The sequence below is a fragment of the Geobacter argillaceus genome (assembly GCF_007830735.1).
Taxonomy (GTDB): domain Bacteria; phylum Desulfobacterota; class Desulfuromonadia; order Geobacterales; family DSM-12255; genus Geomobilibacter; species Geomobilibacter argillaceus.
Genome location: NZ_VLLN01000022.1, coordinates 1 through 25,819, shown reverse-complemented (window position 1 = coordinate 25,819; position 25,819 = coordinate 1). Strand labels below are relative to the sequence as shown.

At 46.4% G+C, this 25,819-nt stretch carries 18 protein-coding genes, 1 pseudogene and 1 riboswitch; of the genes and pseudogenes, 18 read left to right on the top strand and 1 reads right to left on the bottom strand.

Annotation, left to right across the window (positions count from 1 at the left end; translation table 11 throughout):
* Positions 1-3: 3 nt before the first annotated feature.
* The 18 genes and pseudogenes from JN12_RS15520 (at position 4) to JN12_RS15440 (ending at position 24,579) form a co-directional block, all read left to right on the top strand.
* The gene (locus JN12_RS15520) at positions 4-1,239 is read left to right on the top strand and encodes a TIGR03016 family PEP-CTERM system-associated outer membrane protein (protein WP_145024387.1); all 1,236 of its coding nucleotides are present in this window, start codon (positions 4-6) and stop codon (positions 1,237-1,239) included.
* Position 1,240: 1 nt separating this feature from the next.
* Positions 1,241-2,386 (top strand): glycosyltransferase family 2 protein, encoded by a 1,146-nt coding sequence (locus JN12_RS15515; protein ID WP_145024385.1) that lies wholly within the window; start codon positions 1,241-1,243, stop codon positions 2,384-2,386.
* Positions 2,383-3,162, top strand: a complete 780-nt coding sequence (locus JN12_RS15510; protein WP_170241951.1) for a polysaccharide deacetylase family protein — start codon at positions 2,383-2,385, stop codon at positions 3,160-3,162. Before JN12_RS15515 ends, JN12_RS15510 begins: the two co-directional genes overlap by 4 nt.
* A 102-nt stretch (positions 3,163-3,264) precedes the next feature.
* Positions 3,265-4,638: an O-antigen ligase family protein gene (locus JN12_RS15505; RefSeq protein ID WP_170241949.1), complete on the top strand. Its 1,374-nt coding sequence runs from the start codon at positions 3,265-3,267 to the stop codon at positions 4,636-4,638.
* Positions 4,635-5,753: a glycosyltransferase gene (locus JN12_RS15500; protein WP_145024379.1), complete on the top strand. Its 1,119-nt coding sequence runs from the start codon at positions 4,635-4,637 to the stop codon at positions 5,751-5,753. The genes JN12_RS15505 and JN12_RS15500 overlap by 4 nt, the downstream gene beginning before the upstream one ends.
* Entirely contained in the window at positions 5,750-6,991 is a 1,242-nt protein-coding gene (locus tag JN12_RS15495) for a glycosyltransferase (RefSeq protein ID WP_145024377.1), read from the top strand. The genes JN12_RS15500 and JN12_RS15495 overlap by 4 nt, the downstream gene beginning before the upstream one ends.
* On the top strand, positions 6,988-7,746 hold the full coding sequence (locus JN12_RS15490; RefSeq protein ID WP_145024375.1) for a polysaccharide deacetylase family protein: 759 nt from the start codon (positions 6,988-6,990) through the stop codon (positions 7,744-7,746). The genes JN12_RS15495 and JN12_RS15490 overlap by 4 nt, the downstream gene beginning before the upstream one ends.
* Positions 7,747-7,756: 10 nt before the next feature.
* A complete protein-coding gene (locus JN12_RS15485) occupies positions 7,757-8,857 on the top strand; it encodes a glycosyltransferase family 4 protein (protein ID WP_145024373.1) in 1,101 nt (366 codons plus the stop codon).
* 26 nt (positions 8,858-8,883) lie between these two features.
* Positions 8,884-9,447: a serine O-acetyltransferase gene (locus JN12_RS15480; protein WP_145024371.1), complete on the top strand. Its 564-nt coding sequence runs from the start codon at positions 8,884-8,886 to the stop codon at positions 9,445-9,447.
* Between the two features lie 69 nt (positions 9,448-9,516).
* Entirely contained in the window at positions 9,517-10,980 is a 1,464-nt protein-coding gene (locus JN12_RS15475) for an oligosaccharide flippase family protein (RefSeq protein ID WP_145024369.1), read from the top strand.
* 126 nt (positions 10,981-11,106) lie between these two features.
* Positions 11,107-11,847, top strand: a complete 741-nt coding sequence (locus JN12_RS15470; protein WP_170241947.1) for a class I SAM-dependent methyltransferase — start codon at positions 11,107-11,109, stop codon at positions 11,845-11,847.
* A gap of 68 nt (positions 11,848-11,915) precedes the next feature.
* Positions 11,916-14,615 (top strand): exo-rhamnogalacturonan lyase family protein, encoded by a 2,700-nt coding sequence (locus JN12_RS15465; RefSeq protein ID WP_145024365.1) that lies wholly within the window; start codon positions 11,916-11,918, stop codon positions 14,613-14,615.
* A gap of 28 nt (positions 14,616-14,643) precedes the next feature.
* On the top strand, positions 14,644-15,762 hold the full coding sequence (locus tag JN12_RS15460; protein WP_170241945.1) for a glycosyltransferase family 4 protein: 1,119 nt from the start codon (positions 14,644-14,646) through the stop codon (positions 15,760-15,762).
* A gap of 512 nt (positions 15,763-16,274) precedes the next feature.
* The gene (locus JN12_RS21230) at positions 16,275-16,478 is read left to right on the top strand and encodes a hypothetical protein (protein WP_407925389.1); all 204 of its coding nucleotides are present in this window, start codon (positions 16,275-16,277) and stop codon (positions 16,476-16,478) included.
* Positions 16,421-17,077 (top strand): annotated as a pseudogene (locus JN12_RS15455) (IS4 family transposase); the annotation flags it as partial. The gene JN12_RS21230 and the pseudogene JN12_RS15455, both read left to right, overlap by 58 nt.
* A gap of 172 nt (positions 17,078-17,249) precedes the next feature.
* Positions 17,250-17,325, top strand: a riboswitch (cyclic di-GMP riboswitch).
* A gap of 88 nt (positions 17,326-17,413) precedes the next feature.
* On the top strand, positions 17,414-17,851 hold the full coding sequence (locus tag JN12_RS15450; protein ID WP_145024361.1) for a hypothetical protein: 438 nt from the start codon (positions 17,414-17,416) through the stop codon (positions 17,849-17,851).
* 80 nt (positions 17,852-17,931) lie between these two features.
* Positions 17,932-22,875: an Ig-like domain-containing protein gene (locus JN12_RS15445; protein WP_145024359.1), complete on the top strand. Its 4,944-nt coding sequence runs from the start codon at positions 17,932-17,934 to the stop codon at positions 22,873-22,875.
* Between the two features lie 759 nt (positions 22,876-23,634).
* On the top strand, positions 23,635-24,579 hold the full coding sequence (locus JN12_RS15440; RefSeq protein WP_170241943.1) for a metallophosphoesterase: 945 nt from the start codon (positions 23,635-23,637) through the stop codon (positions 24,577-24,579).
* A gap of 38 nt (positions 24,580-24,617) precedes the next feature.
* Here JN12_RS15440 and JN12_RS15435 read toward each other — a convergent pair whose 3' ends face one another.
* Entirely contained in the window at positions 24,618-25,436 is an 819-nt protein-coding gene (locus tag JN12_RS15435) for a hypothetical protein (protein ID WP_145024355.1), read from the bottom strand.
* Between the last annotated feature and the right edge of the window lie 383 nt (positions 25,437-25,819).

Sequence of the window (25,819 nt, the reverse complement as noted above, 5' to 3'; positions counted from 1 at the left end):
ACTATGTTGGTGAAGAACAGTTTTCTGCCGGTTGTCTGGGCTGCATTTTTAGTGGCTGTTCCGAACGTTCATTGTGCCGAATACGAGGTTAGTCCATCAATCGCAGTAACCCAGGAATACACCGACAACCTGTTTGAGACGCCAACTAACCGCGTAACTGAGTCTATCACCCGTATCCAGCCAGGTTTGTCGATTCTGTACAAGGCCCCTCTCTGGGATTGGCAGAGTTCCTATAACTTCGATTACCGTATCTACGACCGCGGAAAAAAGGGTGATGAGACAACCCACGCACTGGCTGCCAACGGCAGTATCCGCTTAATTGAAGAGCTGCTTTTCCTTGATGTCAGCGATACATACAGCAGGGTATCGCTTGATGCCACTCGCGACACGTCACGGGAGAGTCTGTTTGTCAACCAGACGGACCGCAACGTCGCCACGATCTCTCCGCACTTGATTTTGCGTCCCGCAACGGGAGTGTCGATCCGGACCGGCTACCGCTATATCAACACCTGGTATCGTGACCCGGCTGCAAGCCCCAAACAGGATCATGTCGCATTTATTGACACTTCGTACGAGATAACGCCAAAACTCAGCGTGTCGGCTAGTTATGAGTTCACCCGCGAAATCGCCGATCAGTATGAATTCAACCGTCAGGTCGCTTCTGCCGGGCCTAGCTATGAATATGCCGAAAAGTCATTCATTTTTGTCCGGGGAGGCGCTTCCATAATCAAATACGATGCCCGTCCCTCGACCATCGGCCCCTACTGGTCAGCAGGTCTTACCCACACCTTTGACACGGTAATTGCTACCCTCTCCACCGGGGTCAGCTACACCGATGACCCTCTTGGGAATGCCTTTCAAGAAGAATATTATACGGTTTCATTGAAAAAGCAGTTACGAGAACGGGCTTCTGTTGAGCTGACGGGAGACTATACTCAGTTTACCAATACTGTGACTGACATAGCGCAAAACAAACGTTATTCCGGCGCTATCAAAGGTACGTATGAAATTATTCACAATCTACAGGGGAATTTAGGTTTAACCTATGTGCGCTACCACGACCTGCTGCGCGATGGTTTTACCGATAAGTATTTCGTGGATAGTGGCCTAAGTTACACATTTGGCAAGGGATGGTCTACGAGAGCGGCCTACAGTTATCTGGACTATTCATCACAACAGATCGCAACCGATAACAAGTGGGTCAATCGGGTTATCATCGAACTCAAGAAAACGTTCTGAAATGAAGCTGCTCTTCTGGCTCAGCGTAACCATAATAGCCTATGCATATGCAGGATATCCGCTCATGTTGGCACTGTTGCGGATGGTCCGTACGCGACCAGTAAACAAGAGCGACTGGGAGCCAACGGTAACGGTTGTCATTGCTGCACGCAACGAAGAGCAAATCATCGAGAACCGGATCAAGAATATCCTGGGACAAGAGTATCCTGCCGAAAAGATAGAAGTCGTCGTGGTGTCTGACGGCTCGACCGACCGAACCGTTGAAGTCCTCGACTCGCTGGAGTTTGGGAGTGTGAAAGTTGTGGCGCTGGCAAACAGTCAGGGGAAGGCCATGGCTGTCAATGAAGGGGTCCTTCAGGCTGGCGGGGAGATCATCGTCTTTACCGATGTGCGTCAGAAATTTGCCCCCGATGCCATCCGGCAGTTGGTCGCCAACTTCACGGATCAGGAAGTCGGGTGCGTCAGCGGTGAACTTTTTTTCCTGCAGGATGGGGAGAGCTCAGTTGCTGCCGAGATGGGGGCATACTGGAAATACGAAAAGTGGATCCGCAAGGCAGAGGGCCAGACCGGTTCCGTGGTCGGCGCCACCGGCGCAATTTACGCCATCAGACGTGCGCTATACCGGCCCCTTTCCCCCGGGACGCTATTGGATGACGTCATGACGCCGCTTGTCATTGCCCAGAGCCATTTTCGAGTCGTATTCGAAGGAGGATCGCATGCCTTTGATATCGTTTCCAAGGATGTTTCCCAGGAGTGGAAGCGTAAAGTCCGAACACTTGCAGGTAACTGGCAGCTCCTCAGCCTAAGACCGTCGCTCCTGTTCCCGTGGTGTAATCCGCTTTGGTGGCGTTTCCTGAGCCATAAAATCGCCCGGTTGCTGGTTCCGTTCGCCATGATCGGTGCATTGGCAGCGAGTTGTGTACTTGATGGTTTGCTATATCGTATGGCGCTGACAGGCCAGCTTCTGCTGTATGTCGCTGCCGCAGCAGCCGGTACGATGCCACAAATCAGGAAGGTGAAATTGCTCAACCTCTGCTACTTTCTGGTGGTCATGAACCTGGCTGCACTGGTCGGTTTCTGGCGATGGGTTACCGGGCAATCTGCGACCGCATGGAAGGCGGCTCATGCGGGGGGAGCAGTAAAGTGACGGCCATTCCCGTTCTCATGTATCACGCACTGGAGGATGTCGGGCATCCGGCCGGCGCGAAGGACCCTGGCGAACAGCTTTATGTTTTGCAGGTCGTGCAGTTCCGGGAACAGATGGAATACCTTCACGGTGAGGGGTACCGGACTGTCTTGTTGGATGAACTGCGCGAGCTTGCTGAATGGCCGGAAAAGAGGGTGGTTCTGACTTTTGATGACGGGCATGAGTCAAACTACACTTTGGCGCTCCCCATATTGCAGGAGTTCGGCTTCACGGCGCATTTTTTCATTACCACCGACTGGATCGGTACAACGCACTATATGACCGAAGAACAGGTTCGACTGGTGCATACAGCCGGGATGGGGGTCGGAAGTCATGGCGTGACGCATGCTTTTATCAGTGATCTGAGTGAGGTAGATGTCAACTTTGAACTCGATGAATCGCAAAGTGAGTTGACTAGACTTACCGGTCAGTTGATCGAAAGTTTCTCAGCCCCCGGTGGACGGATGAATGATCGTGCCATCGCGGCGGCCAAACAGTGTGGCTATTCGATACTCTGCACTTCGCAGGTCGGACTGCTCAAGTTCGGACGATCAATGGTGAATATCCCGCGTATTACTATCCGTGCGGAAACGTCTTTAAGAGAGTTTGCTGGGCTCGTTGCCGGAGATGCTGCGTTTACTGCTCGCATGGCGCGAAAGGCTCGGTTGCTGGCTGCAGCCAAATCAGTTCTTGGCAACCGCTTGTATGAAAAAATGAGAGCGGTGGTGCTCGGGTGACAGGTTGTTCCCATGATGCTTACAACATCAGGTGATGGGAGTGTGAATGATGGCTGTAAATTTTGGAAATAGATGTGTATTTACACGTTCAGAGGAGCAAGTTTGATCCGCTCGCTTTTTTTAATTGCTGCAGTTGTCCTGATCCTCTTCGTCTTTGTCTTTGATGTCAGGCTTCCATCCATAATCCTCCAGCTTATCGGTGTTGGCGGAGCAATTTTTTACCTGCGTTGCCTGGCCACAGATAATAAGTTCTATATCCTTGCTATAACATTACTTTATCTGCCCATGGCCAAGATCGCCCCTTTTGCAGTGGCAAAAGGAGTAAATTTGACCAATATTTTGGTTCTCTCGCTATTCTACCGTTACTACCTGACGAGCCCAGAAGGAAGGCTTAACGGGGATCGGCGCATGCGGAACATTGTCTATCTCATTTTTGTGTTCATCATCATCGGCCTCGTCCAGGGGCTTATCCGTGCCTATTCACCCTCGAAAGCAGAATTGTTTACCTATACAGTAGAACTGGTTGTCCCCTGGTTGCTCTATCTGGGACTGACCGGTTGCTTTTCGTCCCTGCAGGATGTCAGGCATGCCCTTTTCTTTTCCTGGTGTGGGAGTACTCTTTCTATCCTGAATGGTTTCAATGAGTATCGGGAAAAGCGATGGGCTTCATCTATAGAGAAGAGTAGAGTAAACGGACCATTGCAACAACCGAACATGTATGGCGCCTTTATAGCTTCTCTGCTACCGGTCATGTTTGCCTTTATGCTTTTTTTCGGGGGAAGACTACGAATGGCCTTGCTGGTGGTCATGTTGCTGGCAGTGAAGGTGATGATCGGGACTTTTTCCCGCGGTGCCTATCTCTCCTTTGGCGCGGCAATTTTGACCCAACTTTACTTTAAAGGGAAGATCTTCTTTGTTACTTCACTTTTGATAGGGGGAATGGCCCTGTTTTTTTTCCCGGAAATAATACCTGAATCGGTCACTACCCGTTTGTTTGGTCACACCTTTCAAGGCGGAGATGTAAGTCTAACGGATACCGACAATATTGACCGGTCAGCGGCAAACAGGCTTATTCTGTGGGAAGCTGCTGGCGCAATGATCAAGGAATCTCCTATCTTTGGCAAGGGACTCCTCTCATTTCCAAACATTGTTACCCATTATCTCTCAGATGAGTCAGTTCCTGAACGGGATACCCATAATATGTTCATGAAAATCATGGTCTATATGGGTATACCTGCTCTGTTGGCTTATCTCTACTTTTTCTGGCGAACCTGCCAGAATGCGTACCATATTCTGAAAAATGCAGTGGATCCTCTTCGAAAGAGTATTGCTCTAGGGGCGATCGGTATGTGTGTCTCGCTCCTGGTCTCCAGCATGTTCGGTTCACGTTTGGAAAATACCGAAATGCTCTGTTACTTCATGACCTGCAGCGCGATTATCAGCTTCCTGTCGCAGCACCCGGAGCTAAGCGAATGAAGGTAATGTATCTGATCTGGTCGCTGGGGTACGGCGGCGCCGAGAAAATGCTACTGTCTCTGGCAAGTGAGCACGGCCCTGGTGTCGAGCCACTGGTCTGTTGTCTGGATGACGTGGGGTGCCATGCTCACCACCTTGTTGATCGCGGGATCAAGGTGATTCCTCTGAACAAAAAGCGTGGGTTTGATATTTCAGTACTGGGGAAACTGCGCAACATCGTGCGAGATGAGAGGGTCGATATCATCAACTCCCACCTCTGGTCGGCCAATCTCTATGCCCGGTTATTGAAATGTTTTGTCAGCGTACCGGTTGTGGTGGATGAGCACAACGTCGATCTCTGGAAGAAGTGGTACCATTTTGCTATCGATCGCCTGCTCGCACCCAAAGCAGACGGCTATATTTTTGTTTCCCAAGCGGTACGGGAATTTTACCGGATGAATGTGCCCGGTGCACTGCGCAAACATAAAGTCATCTATAACGGGATTGATCTGACCCCATTCCGGCAGGGGGGTGACATCAGAGGAGATCTTCTGGCGCATTTTTCGGCGCTTGCAGACGCCCGACTGTTGGTAAATGTCGGCAGACTGGTAGAGGCCAAAGATCAGGCTGAACTGGTTCGTATTACGCGAACACTTGTTGATAAAGGCTATAACGTCTATACGCTCATTGTTGGTGACGGTCCACTGCGGGGTGAACTGGAGCGCGAGGTGGCGGCAACCGGAATGCAGAGTCGTGTTTGGCTCACTGGCAGTCGTGATGATGTGCCGCTCATTCTCAAGAGCTGCGATCTGTTTGTCCTCCCCTCACGGTGGGAAGGGTTACCGCTGGTTATTCTTGAAACAATGTGCGCGGGTACACCACCGGTTTTCTATGATGTAGGCGGGACTGCCGAATTTGTCAGAGATGGTGAAGACGGAATCAAGGTTCCGGCTGGCAACACCGAAGCGATACTGGCTGCCTTGGAGCGACTGCTCTCGTCGCAGGGGGAGATCGACCGGTTGGCCGATAATTTTCGCCAGCGGGGGATGGAAGGGTGCGACACAGTTCAGATGGTTCGGGCATACGAAAGGTTGTTTTTCGATATGTTGGAGAGCAATAAGACGGGAGCGAGATGACCACGATAAACAGACAATCACCTGAACCGACAGGCACGAAACATAAAATTGCCTTTATCCTTTCTCGTTTCCCAAGTTACGATGAAACCTTTATCCTGCGTGAACTGCATGCTCTGGCTGATAAACTCGATTTTGTCATCTTTTCCCTGCGCTATGCCGTAACGGGCCAGATTGTTCATGCTCAGGCCAAGGATCTGCTTGGCAATACCCTGTATCTTCCTTATCTGTTTTCGCTGCAGATATTCATTGCCAACCTTGTTATGCTGTTGACCCGACCGTTGCGTTACGTTGCTGCACTGGTTAAGATCATTGCCCGTGACTTGCCGTGCCCGGAGTTTCTGGTTAAGGCCCTGGTGTTTTTCCCCAAGTCCGTAGCTTTTGCCCGTTGGGCAGAGAAGAATCAGATCACCTATCTTCATGCACTCTGGGCCACATACCCTGCCTCCGTTGCCCAAGTTGTCAAAGACCTTACCGGGATTCCGTTCAGCTTCATGGGGCATGCCCATGATATTTACCAGGATACCACCGGACTGGCCGAGAAAATCATGGCCGCTGAATTTGTCAGCACCTGTACCCGGCAAAACAAAGATCACCTTCTGGCCATAGCCCCCAAGGCACCACCTGAAAAGATAGAAATCATTCACCATGGTCTTGATCTGGCCCTGTTTCAATCGCCACCGGGAAAAGGGAATGCGGTGTATCAGATTCTTTCTGTCGGTACTTTGCAAGACTACAAAGGCGTCAACTATCTCGTTGATGCCTTGGCACTACTTAAAACTCGCGGCATTACCTTTCATGGCACCATCATTGGTGATGGCCCGATGGAGCAGGCAATCAAAGCGCAAATTGCCAGACTCGGTCTTACTGACTGTATCACCATGACCGGACCTTTAACCCAGGCAGAGGTTGTGCCCTACTACAGAAAGTCTGATGTTTCAGTCCTTATGGCACAGGCAGAAAAGCACTGGGGGATTCCCAACGTCCTGATAGAATCGCTCGCTGCCCGCACGGCGGTTATTACGACCCGGTTTGGTTCGGTGGAGGAATTGATACGGGACGGTGAAACCGGCATTATTGTCGAGGGGGGAAATGCTGCAGCCCTAGCCGACGCCCTTGCCTGTTATTATAACGATCCGTCGCTGCGGCAGGCGCATGCCGAAACCGGTTGTCAGTTGGTTATGGAAGAATTCGACCTCTCGCGGAATATAGAAGCGTACCGTAAGAGGTTTTGCACGTGAGACGCCAACTCACCCGCACTCTGGCAAAGTTGGTCTATCCGGTTGTCAAATGCGGCAGTGAAATACGGATTCTGTGTTATCACGGAGTTACCGATGATCGCACGTATCTCAATGTGACGCCCGCGGATTTCAATGCGCAAATGTCTTTTCTGGCTGAACATGGGTACCGGACAATCAGTATCTCTGACTTCTTGGGGGCAGTCCACCAGCGTTTTAGTGCCAAGAGCATCATCATCACCTTTGATGACGGGTATGTGGACAATTATGTTTCAGCCTTCCCGATCATGCGAGCCTACGGGTTCACCGGAACGGTATTCTGCACGACTGGCAGCATTGCAAAGCATAACTACTTGACTCATCAACAGATTCTAGAGATGTACTCGCATGGCTGGGAGTTTGGCTCCCACACGGTCAGTCACCCTCATCTTCCGCAAGTGGCAACAGAGCTGAAGCGCTTAGAGCTTGCCGAATCTCGGCAAGCTCTTGCCACCATTATTGACGGTTCAGTTGACTTTTTCTGCTACCCCTATGGTGAGTATGATCAGGAGACGATCAAGCAGTTGGCAGAACTTGGTTATCGCGCTGCCTGTTCGAACCGCCCCGGTGCCAACGGCCTTGCCGCCGTCGAGAATCCATATCTGCTTCGCCGTACCGAAATTGGCGGTTTCGATACACTGGAAGATTTTAGATTGAAACTGGGCGGGGCGTTCGATCTTTTTCACCAGATTCTTCATACGGTGCGGGGGAGACCTTAAGGGAGTTGCTATGAATGTTGCCTTCATAATCGATAAGTTTGATGTCGGAGGAACTCAGCGCCAGCTTATTCTTCTAGCCAACAGTCTTGCAACTCGAAAAGTAGGTAAAGTTATGATGGTCTGCCTGCAACGGGAAGGGGCACTGGCAGTCGAATTATCTCCGGATATTCAGATGGTAAATCTTGGGTTAAAGCGGATCTACGGGACAGAAGCATTTAGCCAGATGCTTTCTTTGCGTAAGCGATTAAAGGAATGGCAGTGTGATGTCATTCATGCTTTTCTGCCGAGCGCCAACATCTTTGGCAGCTTACTTGGTAAATTGAGTGATATCCCGGTCATAGTCTCGCGACGTGATATCGGTATTTATCACAGCAGGCTTTGGCAGTACCTCGAAGAAAAGGTAGCTTATCGTCTGGCAAAATCAATTGTCTGTGTGTCGAATGAAGTAAAGGATATTCTGCTGGCACGTGAGCCCGCACTGAAAAGCAAGACATCGGTTATTCCCAATGCCATAGACATAAACTGTGCAGACGGTTACGCCCAATCAGTGGCTGTGACTCTCCCTGTCAAGGATTACATGGTGGCCGTCGGAAATATCAAACCGGTGAAAGGATATGATTTTTTGATGGAGGCTCTCTCGGGCATGGAAGGTAATGTTGTTGTTATTGGTACCGGCGAGCACCGGAATGCGGGAAAAGAACTTGAACTAATGAGAGAGCTTGCTGAAAAAAATGGTGTAGGAGGCAAAATATATTTCGTTGGGCATAAAGATCCGCCAGAGATTGCAGCGATTGTAAAGAATGCTCGTTTTGCAATTCATCCTTCCTATTCTGAAGGGATGTCCAATGCCATTCTCGAATATATGGTTCACGGTAACACGGTTGTCTGTCGTGATATTCTCGCAAACCGGGAACTGGTAACAGAGGGTGAGAATGGCTACCTGTTTAGAGAATTAGCTGATTTTAAAGATAAAGTTAACCTGCTCTGGCGTAATTCAGAAAAAAGGCTGGAAATGGCAGAAAAAGCACGACGGTTCGTCAGTAATAACCACGGAATAGATAATATTATGAATATGAGTCTGAACAAATATAATGAAGTGGTTGCAGTATAGTTGATGGTTTGAACGGCGGAGGGAATATGGAAGCTAATGAAAGGTCTGTTGATGTAGTAGGGTTACTGCAAAAAGACTATGCGCGACTTACCGAATCAAGCGAAACTTCAAGTTTGTTTAAGATTTATCTCTATACCCTTAGAAACAGTACATTCGGAACGGTATTCATTTATCGTTTTTTGTCGTGCTCGTTAGGCAATAAGCCAAAATTTCATCTGCTACGGCTAGTGTTGAGCATGCTGGTCCCACACCGCAAAGATATAGAATTGAATGTCCAGGCCAGGATCGGTGAAGGCCTTGTTGTCTATCATGGGTCGGGATTGGTGGTAGGTTCTGGAATCAAAGCTGGGAAAAACCTTACTCTGGAACATGGCGTTACCTTAGGGAACCGGATTGGCAGTTCGATAGATGAAGCATTTTCCTGGCCAGTTCTAGGTGATAATTGTTTTATTGGCTGTGGCGCAGCAGTTCTCGGACCTGTACGCCTCGGAAGTAATGCCAAGGTAGGGGCCAATGCAGTGGTCTTGTGTGATGTCCCGGAAAATTGCAGCGCAGTTGGTATACCCGCAAAAATACTGTACCCCAAATAATAGTTCGAAATACAATATGGATACGCATTTACAAAATTTCTTAGGATTTGATTCATTGGTTATGTATCCATGACTGCTTTCAACAAGAAAAAATTTTTTCTGAATTTTTCATCATATGCCTTTGGCAATGGTTTAATTCTAGCGGCGGGTTTATTCTCATTCCCACTGTTTACAAGGACATTGTCGGTATCGGAGTATGGTGCCTTCAGCCTTCTAAATGCCGCTTTGAGTCTTCTTGTATGCCTGTCTAAAGGGGGATTGCAAAACACAATAAACCGGTTCTGGAAGAGCGGAGAAAACAATTCAGATCTGGTTGCAACTTCGTACAGCGGGGCTGTTATCTGTTTCCTTCTGATAACGGTAATTACTCTTCCCGCCTTTTATTTGGGTTGGTTTGGCGCCGAGTATTCTAAATTTACGTTACCAGTTCTGATTGCATGCTATTTGATTGTACTGTTTGAGGTTATTCGTTCTATCAGCAATAATGTATCAATTATTCAGAAAAAGGCTTTTCAGTATTCATGTGTCAATGTGGCACATAAATATTTAAGAATTATATTGCCATTTATTGGAATACTTATCTTTAGTAATAAAATATTTGGCATAGCTGTCGGTTTTTTAATGGGAAGTTTTATAACAATGTCGATCCTGCTCTACCGGCAAGAATTTGGTTTTAGGTTGCGCTACGACAAAAAGCTTCTTACCTCGATTTTTATTTTCGGTTTCCCCTTGATGCTGAATGAGCTTATCGATCAATTATTAAGCTTCTGTGACCGATTCTTTCTTGCGCATTACCTAAATGCCAGCGCCGTCGGCATGTATTCCGCTGCCTATAACCTGTCCAATAATGTTCAGGTTTTACTAATCACATCAATGGGTATGACAACCGCTCCGATTCTTCTGGAGAGATTCAATACTAATGGTTTTGAGGATATGAAGCGCCTTCTGCGACGCTGCATTACTTGGTATTGCCTTTTGGGTGGGGCTGTGATCGCTCTTTTTGCCTCAATCGGCCCTGACCTGCTCGTACTATTGGCATCATCTAAATATCGAGAGGCTGGATCAGTTATGTTGCCGGTTCTGTTAGGTGTCTTCTTTTACGGTATGTATAGCTTGTCGACAAGCACGCTCTTTTTTCGTAATCAAACAAAACTCATACTTTTTATTTGTTTTATTGCAAGCATTATTAATATCTTTTCAAACTGGATACTCGTACCCCGCCACGGAATATTTGGAGCTGCTCTTGCGGCTCTTGTTTCATATCTTTTTTTGGGAGTTGTGGGTATATGGCTTGTCTACAATGGAGAGTGGCGTGAATTTTTCACTTCTGTAACTCGTCTTATACCAGCAGTAATCATGGCATGTGTTCTTAACATGATTTCTATCCCAGGCACACTTTCAAGCATCCTGATCAAAACGGCGCTTGGAGTAATTATTTGGAGCGTAGCAAGTTATCTACAGATATCAGAAATAAGTCAAATGCTTAGTTCTGCTACGACTGTTATCAGAAACAAATGGTTGAATGCAGAGTAAAAGAGCGTTTATACAATACAGAACTTATGGCAGGCTTATAGTCAAATAAATTATAAAATCATTTTAGAATTATATGTGTAGAACCATGGGAAAGTACATTGACTTACAACTAAGGAGAATATTATTTTGGAACAAGATAAGTTCATACAAATAGACTTCAATGAAAAGCAAATTGTACAGGAAAATGAATACGAGTTGCCATGTCATTGGTTACTAACAAGGTGTATAAAGGAAAGATATGAACGTGTCAGTGATATTATTGCCAATATTATATCCAATAATGTGCCTTCAGGTAAGATATTAGAAATAGGATGTGGTGATGGGAAAAGTTTGTATGATTTGTATACTAGATTAGGTAATTCATATAACTATACTGGAATAGATTTTAGCATGAGAGCTGTTATGTTCGCCAAGGCGTTTAATTTAGGAAACGGTTTATCATTTAAACAAGCAATAGCCTCTGAAGCCGAGGCTGCCTTTGAGAGCGAAAAATATGACGTAGTGCTAATGAGAGATGTTATTGAGCATATTAATGATGACGATTTGAAAACAACTATTAATGGCATAAAAAATATGATGAACAATAATAGTATCTTTATTGTAGTTGTCCCAACAACCAATGACCCTATTACACCAAAACATTATATGCACTATACAAAAGATATTTTAAAACAGTCTCTGGAAGGACAAGGATTAAAGTCATTAAAAATAATTGGATTTGTATATCAGCCATTTGCTATTGGTTTTATTTTAAGAAATTTATTCAGGTTTCCTATTTTATGGCGCTTTTATAGATTGTTTTTAAAAGAAGTTGAACCTGGTAAAGCAAAAATGTTAATTGCTTTTTTTAAACTGGCACAAGCATAAGCTAACTACGTATTTATGGTGTCTTGTGAATTATTATAATTGCAGGATTCATGAGGACATAATAGTTCATGAATAATTATTTAAATATTTTAAAGTTATCAATATTAGTGGCATTTGTAATTTGCTTCTGTAATTGTATTCACGCAGATGCAGCAATTATTAAATTGCACGTTGACTCCGGTAACGCCCAACATGTAGATGGGTTTCCCATATCATTTGGAATACCTTTCCCTTTCTCTGCTATTTCTTCTCCAAATAGTTTGCAACTAATCGATGATGCTGGATCAGGCGTCCCTGCCCAATTCAGTGTGCTTAGCAAGTGGACTGATAATTCACTTAAATCGGCACTTATTACTTTCTTTCCCCAAAAATCAGGCAAAACATATAAGGATTACCGTCTTGTTTATGGAAATGACGTTAATTCAGTTAAGTCCAAGCTAAATGATGTAATCAAGGTTGTAGAAAACTATAATCAGATTGTCGTCGACACAGGATTCGCAAAGTTTGTCATAAACAAGGAGCATTTTACATTATTTGAGCAGGTATATACCGCGGCAGGACCGGTACTGGAAGGTCCTGGGGATCTTGTTGTCAAGGACAACAAGACAGGAGGACTATTCCGTTCTTCTCTGCTTGGCCGTAAAGATGGATATAAAGTTACAATTGTTGAAAACGGTCCGCTTCGTTTAGTAGCTAAAATAGAAGGTAAGCTGCGTGGTGAATCTGGGCATAAAACATCAGATGGTGACTCTGACCTATTGTCATACAAAATCTGGCTTTCATTCTACGTTAATACCGGTTTAGTCAATATCAAGTACACTTTTATTGATTCTAAAGCTCGTTCCGGGGATCCAAAGGGGTTCCCGAAGCCTGTTTTATCAATAAAGGACAACCGGTTCATTTTGCCTCTCGCTGCTAAGGACTTGTCATATACCGCAGGAGGCGAAGCAGATGTAAAATATCAAGGGAAAGTTACCGGGAACACGTTTTTGCTGCAAGATGCGGTTAGAACGAAACCTGAGTCGCTGAAAGGGTATGCATATGCTTTTGCCTATGAAGGAGTTGGGAGTGGTGAGCGGGCACAGGGATGGATGGATGTTTCATGGAATAACGGTGGGATAACGGCCGCAATAAAATATTTTTGGCAAAATTATCCGGGGAAAATAGCCATCGATGAAAACGGAAAATTCAGCATTTGCTTGCAACCAGAAGAGTCTGACAATATTTTTTCGTCTGATTATCCGGGTGTAGCAAAGACTCATGACATACTCCTCAATTTTCATGATGGTGGATACAGTGATGATATTAAAAAGAAAGCAGAAATATTTCTGGCCAACCCTGTCATAACGGCACCATCAGAATGGTATGCCCAGACGGAGGTTTTTGGTCCTATTGCTCCAACATCCAATAAAACCGAGGCATGGGAGCGTAAGGTGGATCGGCAGTATGAATGTTCCGCGCTTGTCAAAGGCTGCTCCAAATATCCGCAACTTTTTGGTAAAGAGGATTTCGGTGATTACCAGCTTGGTTACAATACCAATAAGAAAGGTGGATGGTCTGTTAACAAGGGATTTGGCCATTACGAAGATGCACACGGATGGATTCTGGAATTCCTTCGTCAGGGGCAAAAGAAATATTTTGATTATGCAGCACCATTTGCGATCTATAACTATGACATCGGAGTTATGCATGTAGAGAATCCTTTCTATTATCCAGACTTTCCTGCCGGAATGATTCATTGGCATGGTGACGATGCAAAAGTTGAAGCCGGACATATCGTACCAGGCGGAATCGCCGAATATTATCTTTTGACTGGTGATCAGCGGGCGTTGGACGTGATAAAAGAACAGGCGGACTGGATTGCTTACAACGCTATTAACGGCGGGCTAAGGATTGCACCAGAGAGGCCTGGTGAGAAAGTTGGACTTGAAGAATACGAACGTCCCCATGCCTGGCCGCTCTATACACTCATCAAGGCGTATGAGGCGACCGGAGAAAAGAAATACTGGAATGCTGCGACAGTTGTCATGCAAAACATCATTGACTGGTGGAAAATGCCCCAAGCCATTATCCTGTTTCAATATGGTAAAAAGCTTGACCCCAAAATAACTGCGAAAGACCAGGCACTTTATTATGAGACAACAGATTGGACTAAAGGGAACGGTTATTGGATATCTACGCTAAGAACAGATAATTGTTCGTCTACCAACCTTCCTTTGCATAACTATGAGTATCAGAACCATGCACCAATAGCATGGATGGCGGCCTTTCTCGAAAGCGCCATCATAAGATATTATGAAAATTTGAAAAAGATGGGCGGGAGGTATTCGGAAACCATAAGTTATCGGGGTAAGCCGCGGTCATTCAACATTGATTCCACAACAATTCGTGAAATGATTATTCAAACAATCAATGTAATTGTTGAACACAATTATGTCAGCACGAAGTATCCGTCCGTTTTTCCGTGGCTTTCTAAATTAGGGTATGATCACTTTGTCTATTCAGCCTGTCCCGAACGGGATCCGAAAGTTGCAGATGGTGACGTTCAGATGCCTTTTGTCCTGCTTTATGCCAGCAACTTTCAGAAAAGTGAAGTGTCAGACAGGTGGAAACCTCAATGGGAATTTATGCAGTATAAGTGGCATGACATAGCCAATTCTTTATATGTTAAAACCGTTAAAAAACACCCTGAACCATTGACCGGCTATAATGGTGCTCAGTTGTTATGGAACATGCCTTTTGCTGTTAACCTGCTGTTCAAGGACTAAACTATTTTCCATAAATGCGAGAGCCAACGTGAAGGTAAAAGTAATTTTCTTTGAAGCTGGGATCGGTGGCGGCTCTGTCAACCGTCTCCTCAATATACTCAGGCAATGGGATTATACAGATATCCCCTGTTCTTTAATTACATTTTTCAATAAGAGCCAGTCGGCGCAATTCAAGGACCTTATTGGCCCTGCCTGGGTGAAGTCCTTTGCTTTACCAGGAGAAAAACAACCTGACTCGTTTGTCAAGATCTCGGCATTTTTTTCCCCAACGTTGCATGGGATACATTATTTTTTGAAATCATTATTTGTTTTCACATCTAATCCCAAAGCTCTCGCCTATATCAACAATACTCCTTATGCACACCTTCCTGTGATTATCGCAGCAACACTGACGAGAAATAAGGTTATTTGTCACCTTCGCAGTATGAATGTTTTGACACGGCTTGAAAAGGTTATGATATTTGCAGTTGACAAGTTTATTGTACTTACCTGTGCTGCGAAAGATCATTACATGAGGCAGGGAATACCTGAACATAAGATCGAAGTTATATACGACAGCATCGACCTTTCGCGTTTTGCCAGAGCTGAATCTCGCCGCGAAGGTGAGGATGCGTCAACAGCGATAGTGGTTGGATCGCTTTTCTTCTTGAAGGGCCAGGATGTTTGCCTAAAAGCTCTTCCGTTGGTTAGAGAGAAGCATCCCCATGTGCGGCTAACATTGGTTGGCGAGGGATATTACGAAAACGATCTGAGACTCCTTGCTCGCTCATTAGGCATTGAAGATAGTGTTGCATTTAAAGGGTATTCTGATCGAATTTCTGAGCTTCTCCAAAAACATGGCATCGGAATTCTAACATCGAGAAAAGAGGGCATGCCTAATTGCGTACAGGAATACATGGCCACTGGGTTGCCAGTAATAGTCGCAGATTTGCCGGGGATTCGTGAATTAGTTGCTGAAGGAGAATCGGGTTTCATCGTATCTCAAGAATCACCGGAAGAGCTTGCCAGGGCATGGATAACCTTGCTGGAGGATGATTATTTGAGACATCGTATGGGGAAACGAGGAAGGATGATTATGGAAGAGCAGCGATTTACTCCAGAACAGGAGATAAAACGGATTGTAGAAACCATTAAATCATGCCAATAAATAACGGCTTGGAGAGGGATTGGACACAGACTAACCACAATGCCTAATATTTGATGAGCATTGCAATTTTAAATTATTATTCAGCATTGTCCGGTTAGAAAGTTGCATTAATCGGTTTGTTCTTTAAAAAGTGAAAATAATCAGCGGGTTGCCGCATTTTCTGCTTGACATTTAGTAAAAAGTGACGCGGACGGCCTTCGTAACTATCCGATTTTAAAGGAGTTGCGAATGCCATCCCATGTACAACCCTTCGTCAGGCGAAAAACCAAGCTTTTGTTTTCGCGTCTGGTCAAGCCGGCTCATACTGCGCTATCCTTGGTTCCCCCATTAAAATCAAGGAGCAACAGACCATTGACCTTTACCTTTGAGCACCAGTTGAACTCTTTGATCTGGTTCCACCTACATGAGCACTCGTCAGGTCGCGAGCTTTTGCAGGTGCTGGATCAGGATGCTTTTGCCAGTGAGCACTCGCCCCGCCGGAAGGGGTCAGCAGGAGCGCCTTCTTCGAGGCGATGAACTCTCGCGGTGTTGATCATTTGCTGGAGATCTATCACAGCCTGCAGCGCCAGGCGAAAGGGCAACTGCCTAACCGGCATCCTGACCTGGGTGAACTGATTGCTATCGATGGCACGCTGATTGACGCGGTTGCCTCCATGTCCTGGGCCGATTACCGGGATGGCTCCAAGAAGCCACGGTCCATCTCGGGTTCGACCTGAACCGGGCGATTCCCGAGAAGCTCTTTCTTTCCGCCGGCAAAGCGGATGAGCGCCCCTTTGTGGGAAAGATCCTTGTGCCGGGCCAGACCGGGGTGATGGATCGTTACTACCAGTGCCACAAGAACTTTGACGAGTGGCAGGCCGAAGAAAAGCACTTTGTCTGCCGCATCAGAAAGAGCACCAGAAAGACCATCGTCGAGCAGTATGCCGTCTCTGAAGGGAGTTATGTCTTTCTTGATGTCCTGGCTCTTCTTGGGACCCCGAACCAAAACCAGACCGAGAAACCGGTCCGGGTGGTTGGTTACCGGGTCGACAACAAGGAGTTCTTTGTTGCTACAGACCGTTTTGATCTCACGGCAGAGCAGGTGGCTCTTGTCTACAAACTCCGCTGGGACGTGGAAATCTTCTTTGGCTGGTGGAAGCAGCACCTCAAGGTCTACCACCTGATAGCCCGCAGTGCTCATGGCCTGATGGCACAGACCCTCGGTGGTCTCATCACCTATCTGCTTCTGGCCATCTACTGCCAGGAAGAGCACCAGGAGAAGGTCAGCATCAATCGTGTCAGAGAACTGAGAATCAAAATCCGCAACGAGCATGCCCGGCTTATGGGCGAGCTTGATGCAACTGAAGATGACGGGGTCGCTTCAGGCCCACACTCACACGCAAGTCCTTAACCGGACACTGCTGCCTATTATTCGACAAAATTGTGATTTATATCACACATAACTATGTCGTCTTGCTGTATTGTAAGCATCATTACAGACTAAAGATAAACGATAATACTAAACCATCTGTAAAGATGGGACGGAAAGCCTAAGGGTCTTACTGAGACAGCCGGGTCGCCGAAATATCTAACGATATTCTGCCCCGGCTTTTTTGCGTTTAAATTTTATAATGATGCTGTCATAAGTAACGTGATGAAAGGTGGTAACCGAATGAAACTTCTTTTTTTCGTACAAAAAGGTTTAGTCGGCTCTTGGCTAGACGTGATAATTCCCCCTTCAATGATTTTATGGTTATCAAATAAGGTAATGAGGTCATTTGTGTTGTTCCTATTTGTATTTCTACTTGCTGGCAATGTAGAAGCACATCCAGGGCACGGGCAGTTCGAAGCTTTTCAAAAAGAGATGAATGAAAAGAGGATGAAAATTGAAAAAATATCTTCAAATTGCACATCCCCATTTGATGTTTGCTCACAGATTAAAGCAAATCACACTCAGTTCACTTTATATTTAAGCGATGCAAAGACGGCTTGGAAGAAGTATGAAATATCAGCTAGTTTTGAAGATGATAGAGCATTTGATCAACTACACGAGAAACTTAATATGTTGTATGAAAATACCAGTAAGATAGCAGTTTATAGTAAGGAATAATGATGAGATACTTTCTAAATGTACTATTCATTCTTATGTTAGTCGTAACACCGGCCCTTGCCACACCGGGAGAAGTTCCTTTGACTGTAGATATTGGAACTGCAACCTCATCAGCTGGAATCGTTGTAACTTCTGGCATTCCTTTTCCAATAGGGGCTGTCAGTGACCCAACGACATTACGTATCCTGGACAGCAACAATAATCCAGTCGCTGCTCAGTTTACATCCATTGTAAACTGGCCGGACGGTTCTGCTAAGTCTGTCCTGACCTCCTTCGAGCCCGCTGTTTCTGGAAATGCTTATGCAACATATAAGCTGCGCTATACCAACACTGGATCAATTACCAATCCAACACCGACCAATGCGATCAGTGTATCACAAATGGCAGGCCAGATTATTGTCAACACAGGCGTAGCAAAGTTCTATCTCAATAAAGATCATTTTACGGTCTTTGATCAGGTGTCTGTTGATGTCAATAATAATGGAACCTTTGTGAATCAAATGCAGACCGCTGGAGACTTGATTTTTAAAGACAGCCAATCTGGGAACACGTTCAAATCATCTCTCTATACCGCGGCCAACGGCTACACAATTTCCATTGTTGACCAAGGACCAATTAAAACCACCATTAAGGCAGCAGGGAAGGCTCGTGGAGTTGGCAGTACTGTAACTATTAATGGAGATAGAGACTTGCTTTCCTATGAAGTCTGGATGACGTTTTATGCCAACTCAGGGAAAGTGGATTTTAAAAATGTTTGGATTGACAATGCCAGCACTGCTCCGGTTGTTTTCTATACTAACAAGTTCACGCTGTCAGGCTACCATGTAGAACTTCCCCTTGTGAGCAAACTCCGCACTTATGCCTTTGGTAGTGACAGTTCCACAACCTACCAAGGGACGGTAGCCGGAGAGAAATATTTGCTCCAGGATGCCGTCAAGGTCTTTAATGCAACCAGCGTTGGTGGAAACATCTACACATTCAATTACTCAGGTGTGGGAAGTGCCACAGGCAACCCCACCACATCAAAGGTGAATGGATCAATAGTGCCGGACAATACAACAGTTGGAAGGGCGCTTGGATGGATGGATGCTGCTGATGGGACAAGCGGGGTTAGTGCGGCAATTAAATACTTCTGGGAGAAATACCCTGCCAAATTGTCAATCAACGATCAAGGCGTATTGCGTGTTTCCCTGCAACCTGAAGAATCAACCAACACGTATCTGGTCACTCGCCCGGGCGATGCAATGTCTGATGACTTCATGATTGATTTTCACCGGGGTACGGACGTAAGTGCATCAAGGGTGAAAGGAAATATTTTCGTAACCACACCCATTTTGCGTGCTCCAGCACAATGGTACACAGACTCCGGGGTGTTTGGACCACTGGCGCCGCCCAACTCATTGACGACAAAATGGGAGAATTCTGTTTCAGCACAGTATGAGTGCAGTGCAAATCTTCTTGGCTGCCAGAAGGCGCCACGTCTTTGGGGCAGGGACGATTTTGGTGATTTCCAGCTTGGCATCAATACCAAGCCAGATGGAACCCAGTACGTCAATAGAGGGATGAATCACTATGAAGATGCACATGGCTGGTTGTTGGAATTTGTCAGAAAGGCTGATGAACCTAATGCTCGTAAATACTTTGATTTTGCAGTTCCTTATGCAATAAATCGTTATAACCAAGGTACCATGCATATCCCAAACCCCAATGACCAGTTTGCACCTACTTCCGCTGGTATGATTCATTGGCATGGCGATGACGCACAAATTGAAACTGGACACATAGTTCCAGGTGGTTTGACGGAGCTATATTACCTGACTGGTGACCCTAGAGCTTTTGAAGTAGGAAAAGAACAGGGGGACTGGATAGCAAAAGCCCTGCAGAATGGCCACTTTCGTGTTGCACCGGAAGTAACAGGTGATTTGCTCGGCCCAGAGGAATATGAGCGTTCACAGGCATGGCCTTTATACACTGCTATCCGAGCCTATGAAATGACAGGTCTACAGAAATACTGGGATGCTGCTACTGTTCTGATGCAATACACCGTTAATTGGTGGAAGATGCCAAATCAGAGCATATTAGTATTTGATGCTAAGGAATGTTATGCGGACATTACGACGGGGTCAAATATTACTACAAATTTCGTAAGTGAGATAAATGGTCAGCCAGAAACTACAACACATATCCAACCTGGGATGCTCATTACAAATAATGAGGGGATGGATGGTCAAAACGGCATACCAACGGGGACTACTGTTGTTTCGGTTAGTCCGACCCAGGTTGTTATGTCAAATGCTGCAACTCAAACTTTAACTAGACACGATATTACTTTCAGACAAAAATTAAACACCAATCTTTCTCCTGGTTCACAAGCCCTTTATTATGAACCTGTTGATTGGACACGTGGCAATGGGTATTTTCTTTCCACACTCAAAACTGATAACAGTTTGCTAACTGTCAATAGTCCATTACAATATGCATTAGCACAGGACCAATCAGCTTCTTGGGCTTGGGCTAACCATATTCCTGTAGGATGGATGGCAGCTTATCTCAATTCTGATGTCATATATTACTATGAGAACCTTAAAAAATTTGGGGGTAGTTACACAACCTCAGTTGATCATGGTCATGGTCCCGCATCAGTAAGTGTAGATGCTGACACTATTAGGGAAATGCTAATTCAAACCACCAATATTCTGGTAAATCACAACTGGGCTAGTACCACTTATGCGTCAATGTTTCCCTGGTTAAATAACACTGGATACAATCATTGGGTATATTCTGCTGCTCCTGAACGTGGAACGGCAGCATCTGATGGCGACACTCAAATGCCTTTTGTGTTGAACTATATCAGTAATTTCACACAGTCTGAACTTAGCAATTCGTCACTTTCCAATAGATGGGTAACACAGTGGCCTACTCTCCAAGCAAAATTTCGTGATATTGCTTATTCTTCATACCATCAGATATACGAAGGGGCTTATTTTTCTCCTTTTACCGGGTATAATGGCGCACCACCTCTATGGAATGGGGCGAATGCGGTTAGTTTGATGTTTAACACCTCGGCAGACACTACACCACCTGTTGTTACTGGCTTTATCGTTCCACCAACATCAAATTCACTAACCGTAGCCTTAGCTCCATATAGTTTTTCAGCTACAGATAATCTGGGTGTCACAGGCTACATGATAACGGAAAGCAGTACTCCTCCATTGTCAACTGCTAGTGGATGGAGTGCAAATCCTCCTACGTCATATGATGTCACAACAAAGGGTAGCCATACACTGTACCCTTGGGCCAAAGATTACGCAGGTAATGTATCTACAGTATTTGGATCTCCAGGGACTGTGATTGTCACTGATACAACTCCCGCAGTGATAAGTGAGGGGTTCCCTACCGGTGTAATTGCCGCAGGTTATTCGTCAACTACATTGCACTTTAAAACCAATGAAGCTGCCACATGCAAATGGAATACAATCGGAGGTCTTGATTATACTAATCCAGCAAATACGATTATGACGAATACTGGAGGTACTTACCACTACAGAACAGTCACTGGTATGGCAGAAGGTTTAACGTATAGCAATTTTATTAGATGTGTTGATACTAATGGCAACGTCAACACTTACGATTATGTTCTTACCTGGTCAATTGGAACGAGTGTTGCCGATACCACCCCACCAGTAGTCACCATATTCACAATACCAACAACTTCAACATCTTTAACCATACCAGTATCCTCATTTGCTGCCACCGATAATATTGGTGTAGCCGGTTACATAATAACCGAGAGTAGCACACCTCCTCCTCCTAATATGCCAGGTTGGGTTACTTCTTTACCAACTACTTACACTTCTTTATCCAGTGGCAGTCACACGTTATATCCTTGGGCTAAAGATGTTGCTGGAAATGTTTCACCTGTTTTTGGATCACCTAAAACAATAGTCATTAATCTGTCACTTGACACGTCTGCCCCTACCATTAACTTGACCTCCCCAGGAAATAATTCTACTGTCAGTGCAATAACAACCATTTCCGCTAATGCTACTGATAATGTTGGTGTGACCAGAGTTGATTATTACGTGAATGGTATACTAAGGGCAGCAATAAATGCATTGCCGTATAATTTTAGCTGGAATACAACTACAGAATCCAATGGGTCCTATATGTTATTCGCCAAGGCATACGATGCAGCCAACAACGTTGGCCAGTCTTCGCCAATAACGGTTACGGTGAATAACCCGGTTCCTGACACAATTGCCCCGACCATAACGGCTTTTACAATCCCGGTGACTTCAGCTTCTCTGACCATCGCTATATCAAGTTTTACTGCAACTGATAACCTCGGTGTAACCGGCTACCTCATAACCGAACGCTCATCGGCACCGACAGCCGGTACAGCCGGCTGGTCAGCTACCGCTCCGACTTCATTCACCTTCTCAGGCGACGGCATCAAGACCGCCTATGCCTGGGCAAAGGACGCAGCGGGCAATGTTTCCACAAGCCAGAGTGCATCGGTGACAATAGACTCGACACCCCCAACAGTGACTATCGCTCCTGTCACCAGCCCGACTACCCAGACTTCCCAAACCTTGACCGGCACGGTTACAGACAACCTCCAAATTAGTTCGGTGATGGTAAAGGTCGGCACTTCTGCACCCCTCGTCGCCACGATAGTTGGAACGACCTGGAGTTGTGCCGTTTCCAATTTGGCTCTGGGAAGCAACCTTATCACTGTGACAGCGCGGGATAATGCCGGCAACACCGTCACAACTAACCCCGTGACGATTACACGTGTCAATACCGGTTCCACCCCCGATGAACGTGCCATCACGATTGCCGATTCTATACATTTGTTCAGGCTTGTTCTCGGTTTTGAAAAACCTACACCTGAGCAAATGATTCGTTTCGACGTGGCCCCGATCGATATGACTACGAATCCTCCTCAATCTAAGCCTGACGGCAAACTTGACATTGATGATGTAATCGTCATGTTGCGCAGGGCGGTCGGTTTTTCATGGTAAACAAGAAAGGGGAAAGATTTGTGGTGAGAATACGTTGCAGAGTTCTTATGCTTGTTTGCCTATTCCAGGTTACTGGTTGTGGTGGCGGTGGTGCTGGTGTAAATCCCATCGTACCCACGTATACAAAGGCGGTTATATCTTTTTCTCTGTTAAGCAGCCAACGCTTGCCTTTCCGTATGACAGGCGTTCTGATGACTGGTGTGTTGCCAGCTGGCCTTTCAGTTACTACTGGAGCTTCGAGTGATCCTAAAATGATTACCGGTGGGCTGTCGGCAGGGAGTTCCGTGGCAGGAGGGGTGACTTCGCAGTTTCCTGTTTTCGGCAGATACTCCGCCCCTAAGTTCTCGATAACCGTTGCTGATAGCACCCAAGCTCAGGTAGGTTTCGGACCGGGTGAAATTGTTCAGTTGACTTGCGGCCTGACGGATGGAGCGACTATATCCGAAAGTGACAAGTTTATAATTGAAAGATCCATAACGTTTAATGCTTCTGGATACAACCCGACAGCGACGGTAAATCCGTCCTCACTCAACAGCTATCTGAGGCCCAATGTTTCTGTAACACTATTGCCGTGACATGACGCGAATGTGGGGGAGTTTCTTATACTAAATTTGCACCGGCAAGGGGGGGACGACCAGTAGTAGGGGCGTAATGTTTTGCGCTCATCTACTGCGTTTTCATTTTCTTTACTGGCAGGGCTTTTTGCTCTATGCTCACTGTTGGCTAGATGACCCTTTCCAAGAATCGATTCGTAAAAACATGCCCCAGAAAATCGTAACCGCGACAATTTCAAAATTCAGCATGGTGAAACACGCTATACTTTCCTTTGCCGGGATGGCTGCTTTTGTTGGCCTTTGGGCGCTGTTTCTCAAGAAGCAGTTAAACCGAACTGTTAAAGTGATCATGCTAGTCGCTGTTTTGAGCCTTACGGCTTTTTTTTATGCCAGGATGATTGAGCCAAACTGGATTGCGGTTAACCGGGTTGAGATCGATGATCCAGCATTGGCAAAGTCTCTTGCCAGCCTGAAGGTTGTGCAGGTGACAGATATCCATATCAGAAAAGAGCTCCGCTTCAGGGAACGCCAACTCATACAAAAAATCAACTCGCTTCAGCCTGATCTGTTATTCATTACCGGAGATTTTCTGGAAAATGTGGATGAGCTGCATGCCTTGGAAGAGTTGCTGAGGAGTGTAGCGGCACGCTATGGTGTTTATGGAGTTACGGGAAACACGGATCATCACCGGTTTAATGTTGACGGATTGGTCAAGGCGTTGGCACCGAACGGCTTGATAATGCTCAGGAACGAACACCGATGGATTGAACTGGGTAATGGCAAAGGTTTTTGGCTTGCCGGTGTTGATGATCCGGTGACCAAGAGGGACGATCTGGCAAAGGCATTGTCCGGAATTCCTCATGGGGAGCCGGTGCTGCTCTTGGCCCATGGACCAAATATTTTTCCCAAAGCAATTCAGGCCAAGGTGAATCTGGTGCTGGTCGGTCATACGCACGGTGCGCAGGTGGGGATTCCTTTTCTGGTCAGACTCTCCCAGTATGCCAACCGGACGGTCTATGTGAAGGGTTTGTTTGCGGAAGGTGCGACGAAAATGTATGTGAACCGGGGGATTGGGACAAAAACCCTCCCGATCCGTTTTTTCTGTCGACCGGAGATCGCACTGTTTGAATTTACAGCAAGGGGAAAATGATAAGCTGCCGCAGATGGGCATTCCGTCAGTGGCTATCGCTACATCCGTTTTCGTGCCTTATCAATGAACTCCTTCATTAACTCAAGAGGATAGCTGGCCGTGGGGGTCTGCAGGGTTTGGGAGGGGAACGTGGTCCGATTCCCATAAGGGTCGGCAAGTTCGGTGTGTACCGTGTAGATGGTATCCGGCTTCAGCCCAAGCATGGTCACCTCCGGTCGCCGCGAGTAAAGGAAAGATGTCATTACATGCTCCGTTCCTGAAGTATCCTGTAGCGTTACTCTGAGAAGCGCTACTTCTGGTTCTTCCGGGGAGTCGACCAGTTGGCTGGTTGCGCGCAGGGTTACTCCCTGCGCATTCGTGTCGAAACGAATGACAGGCGGTTGGTCGGTGCGAGGCGGTGTCCGGTCGATGATGGTCTGATTAAGATCGGGATGATAGAGCGGGTCACCGAACAGCGAGGTTGACCAATTAACGTAGGTGGTTGCCCGGAGAAAGCATTCACCGAGGTCTCGGCCGCGGAGCAGGTATTTCATGAGGATGGCGTAGTCCCCGAAGGTTGCATTGGTGATGTGTGGTCCTCCGGCATAGGCTGGTGCTCCCGCTGATGTGATGGTCACCCCTTTGGCAACCTGTCGCCAGATATCCGCATCTTTGAAATTTAAGCCGTTCGGGCTGGTGACGGTGTGTTCGGTTCCTCCCGGATAAAAACCGTTTGTCTGCCATTCAGATGGCCCGTCATCGTAGGTGCCTCCGTATTCATCATGTGCCGGGCGCGATAGAAATGTGAATGCCCAAAAATATGTCGTGGGTGGTGGCGGCATGAAACCAAGATATTTCAATTCGTCTTTCCCCCACATATTTTTTTCTGATTAGCACTCCACGCTGCCATGGCGGCGCTTTGTCAAAGAGTAACTTGCTGTTTTCCTATGGATCATTTACGGTTCCTCTGGCAGCCGGGATGAGGAGGCCGCTTTAACACTGGCGCCTTGTGCCCGTTGATTAGCATGGTCCGGGAGCTGGCGATTTTGTCATTGGTGAAGCATCTGCTATCCCGTTCAGAAGAGAGCCGTATCCGACAGTTCCCCTTTCCGGCTTGCTGATCATTATTGCGGAGGCCGGAGTGATGAAGCAGAAGAAGCCGTTCAAGAGAAAGCTCATGAGACTACCCAAGCATCTGGTACACCTCAATGCGTATGCCGCCGGTATCGACATCGGCTCAAAAAGCCACTTCGTCGCTGTT

Excerpts from the sequence above, each read along its gene's own strand:
- JN12_RS15520 (WP_145024387.1), top strand. The coding sequence starts at position 4 with ATGTTGGTGAAGAACAGTTTTCTGCCGGTTGTCTGGGCTGCATTTTTA.
- JN12_RS15515 (WP_145024385.1), top strand. The coding sequence starts at position 1,241 with ATGAAGCTGCTCTTCTGGCTCAGCGTAACCATAATAGCCTATGCATAT.
- JN12_RS15500 (WP_145024379.1), top strand. The coding sequence starts at position 4,635 with ATGAAGGTAATGTATCTGATCTGGTCGCTGGGGTACGGCGGCGCCGAG.
- JN12_RS15495 (WP_145024377.1), top strand. The coding sequence starts at position 5,750 with ATGACCACGATAAACAGACAATCACCTGAACCGACAGGCACGAAACAT.
- JN12_RS15485 (WP_145024373.1), top strand. The coding sequence starts at position 7,757 with ATGAATGTTGCCTTCATAATCGATAAGTTTGATGTCGGAGGAACTCAG.
- JN12_RS15480 (WP_145024371.1), top strand. The coding sequence starts at position 8,884 with ATGGAAGCTAATGAAAGGTCTGTTGATGTAGTAGGGTTACTGCAAAAA.
- JN12_RS15475 (WP_145024369.1), top strand. The coding sequence starts at position 9,517 with ATGACTGCTTTCAACAAGAAAAAATTTTTTCTGAATTTTTCATCATAT.
- JN12_RS15465 (WP_145024365.1), top strand. The coding sequence starts at position 11,916 with ATGAATAATTATTTAAATATTTTAAAGTTATCAATATTAGTGGCATTT.
- JN12_RS21230 (WP_407925389.1), top strand. The coding sequence starts at position 16,275 with ATGAACTCTCGCGGTGTTGATCATTTGCTGGAGATCTATCACAGCCTG.
- JN12_RS15450 (WP_145024361.1), top strand. The coding sequence starts at position 17,414 with ATGAAACTTCTTTTTTTCGTACAAAAAGGTTTAGTCGGCTCTTGGCTA.
- JN12_RS15440 (WP_170241943.1), top strand. The coding sequence starts at position 23,635 with ATGCCCCAGAAAATCGTAACCGCGACAATTTCAAAATTCAGCATGGTG.
- JN12_RS15435 (WP_145024355.1), bottom strand. The coding sequence starts at position 25,436 with ATGTGGGGGAAAGACGAATTGAAATATCTTGGTTTCATGCCGCCACCA.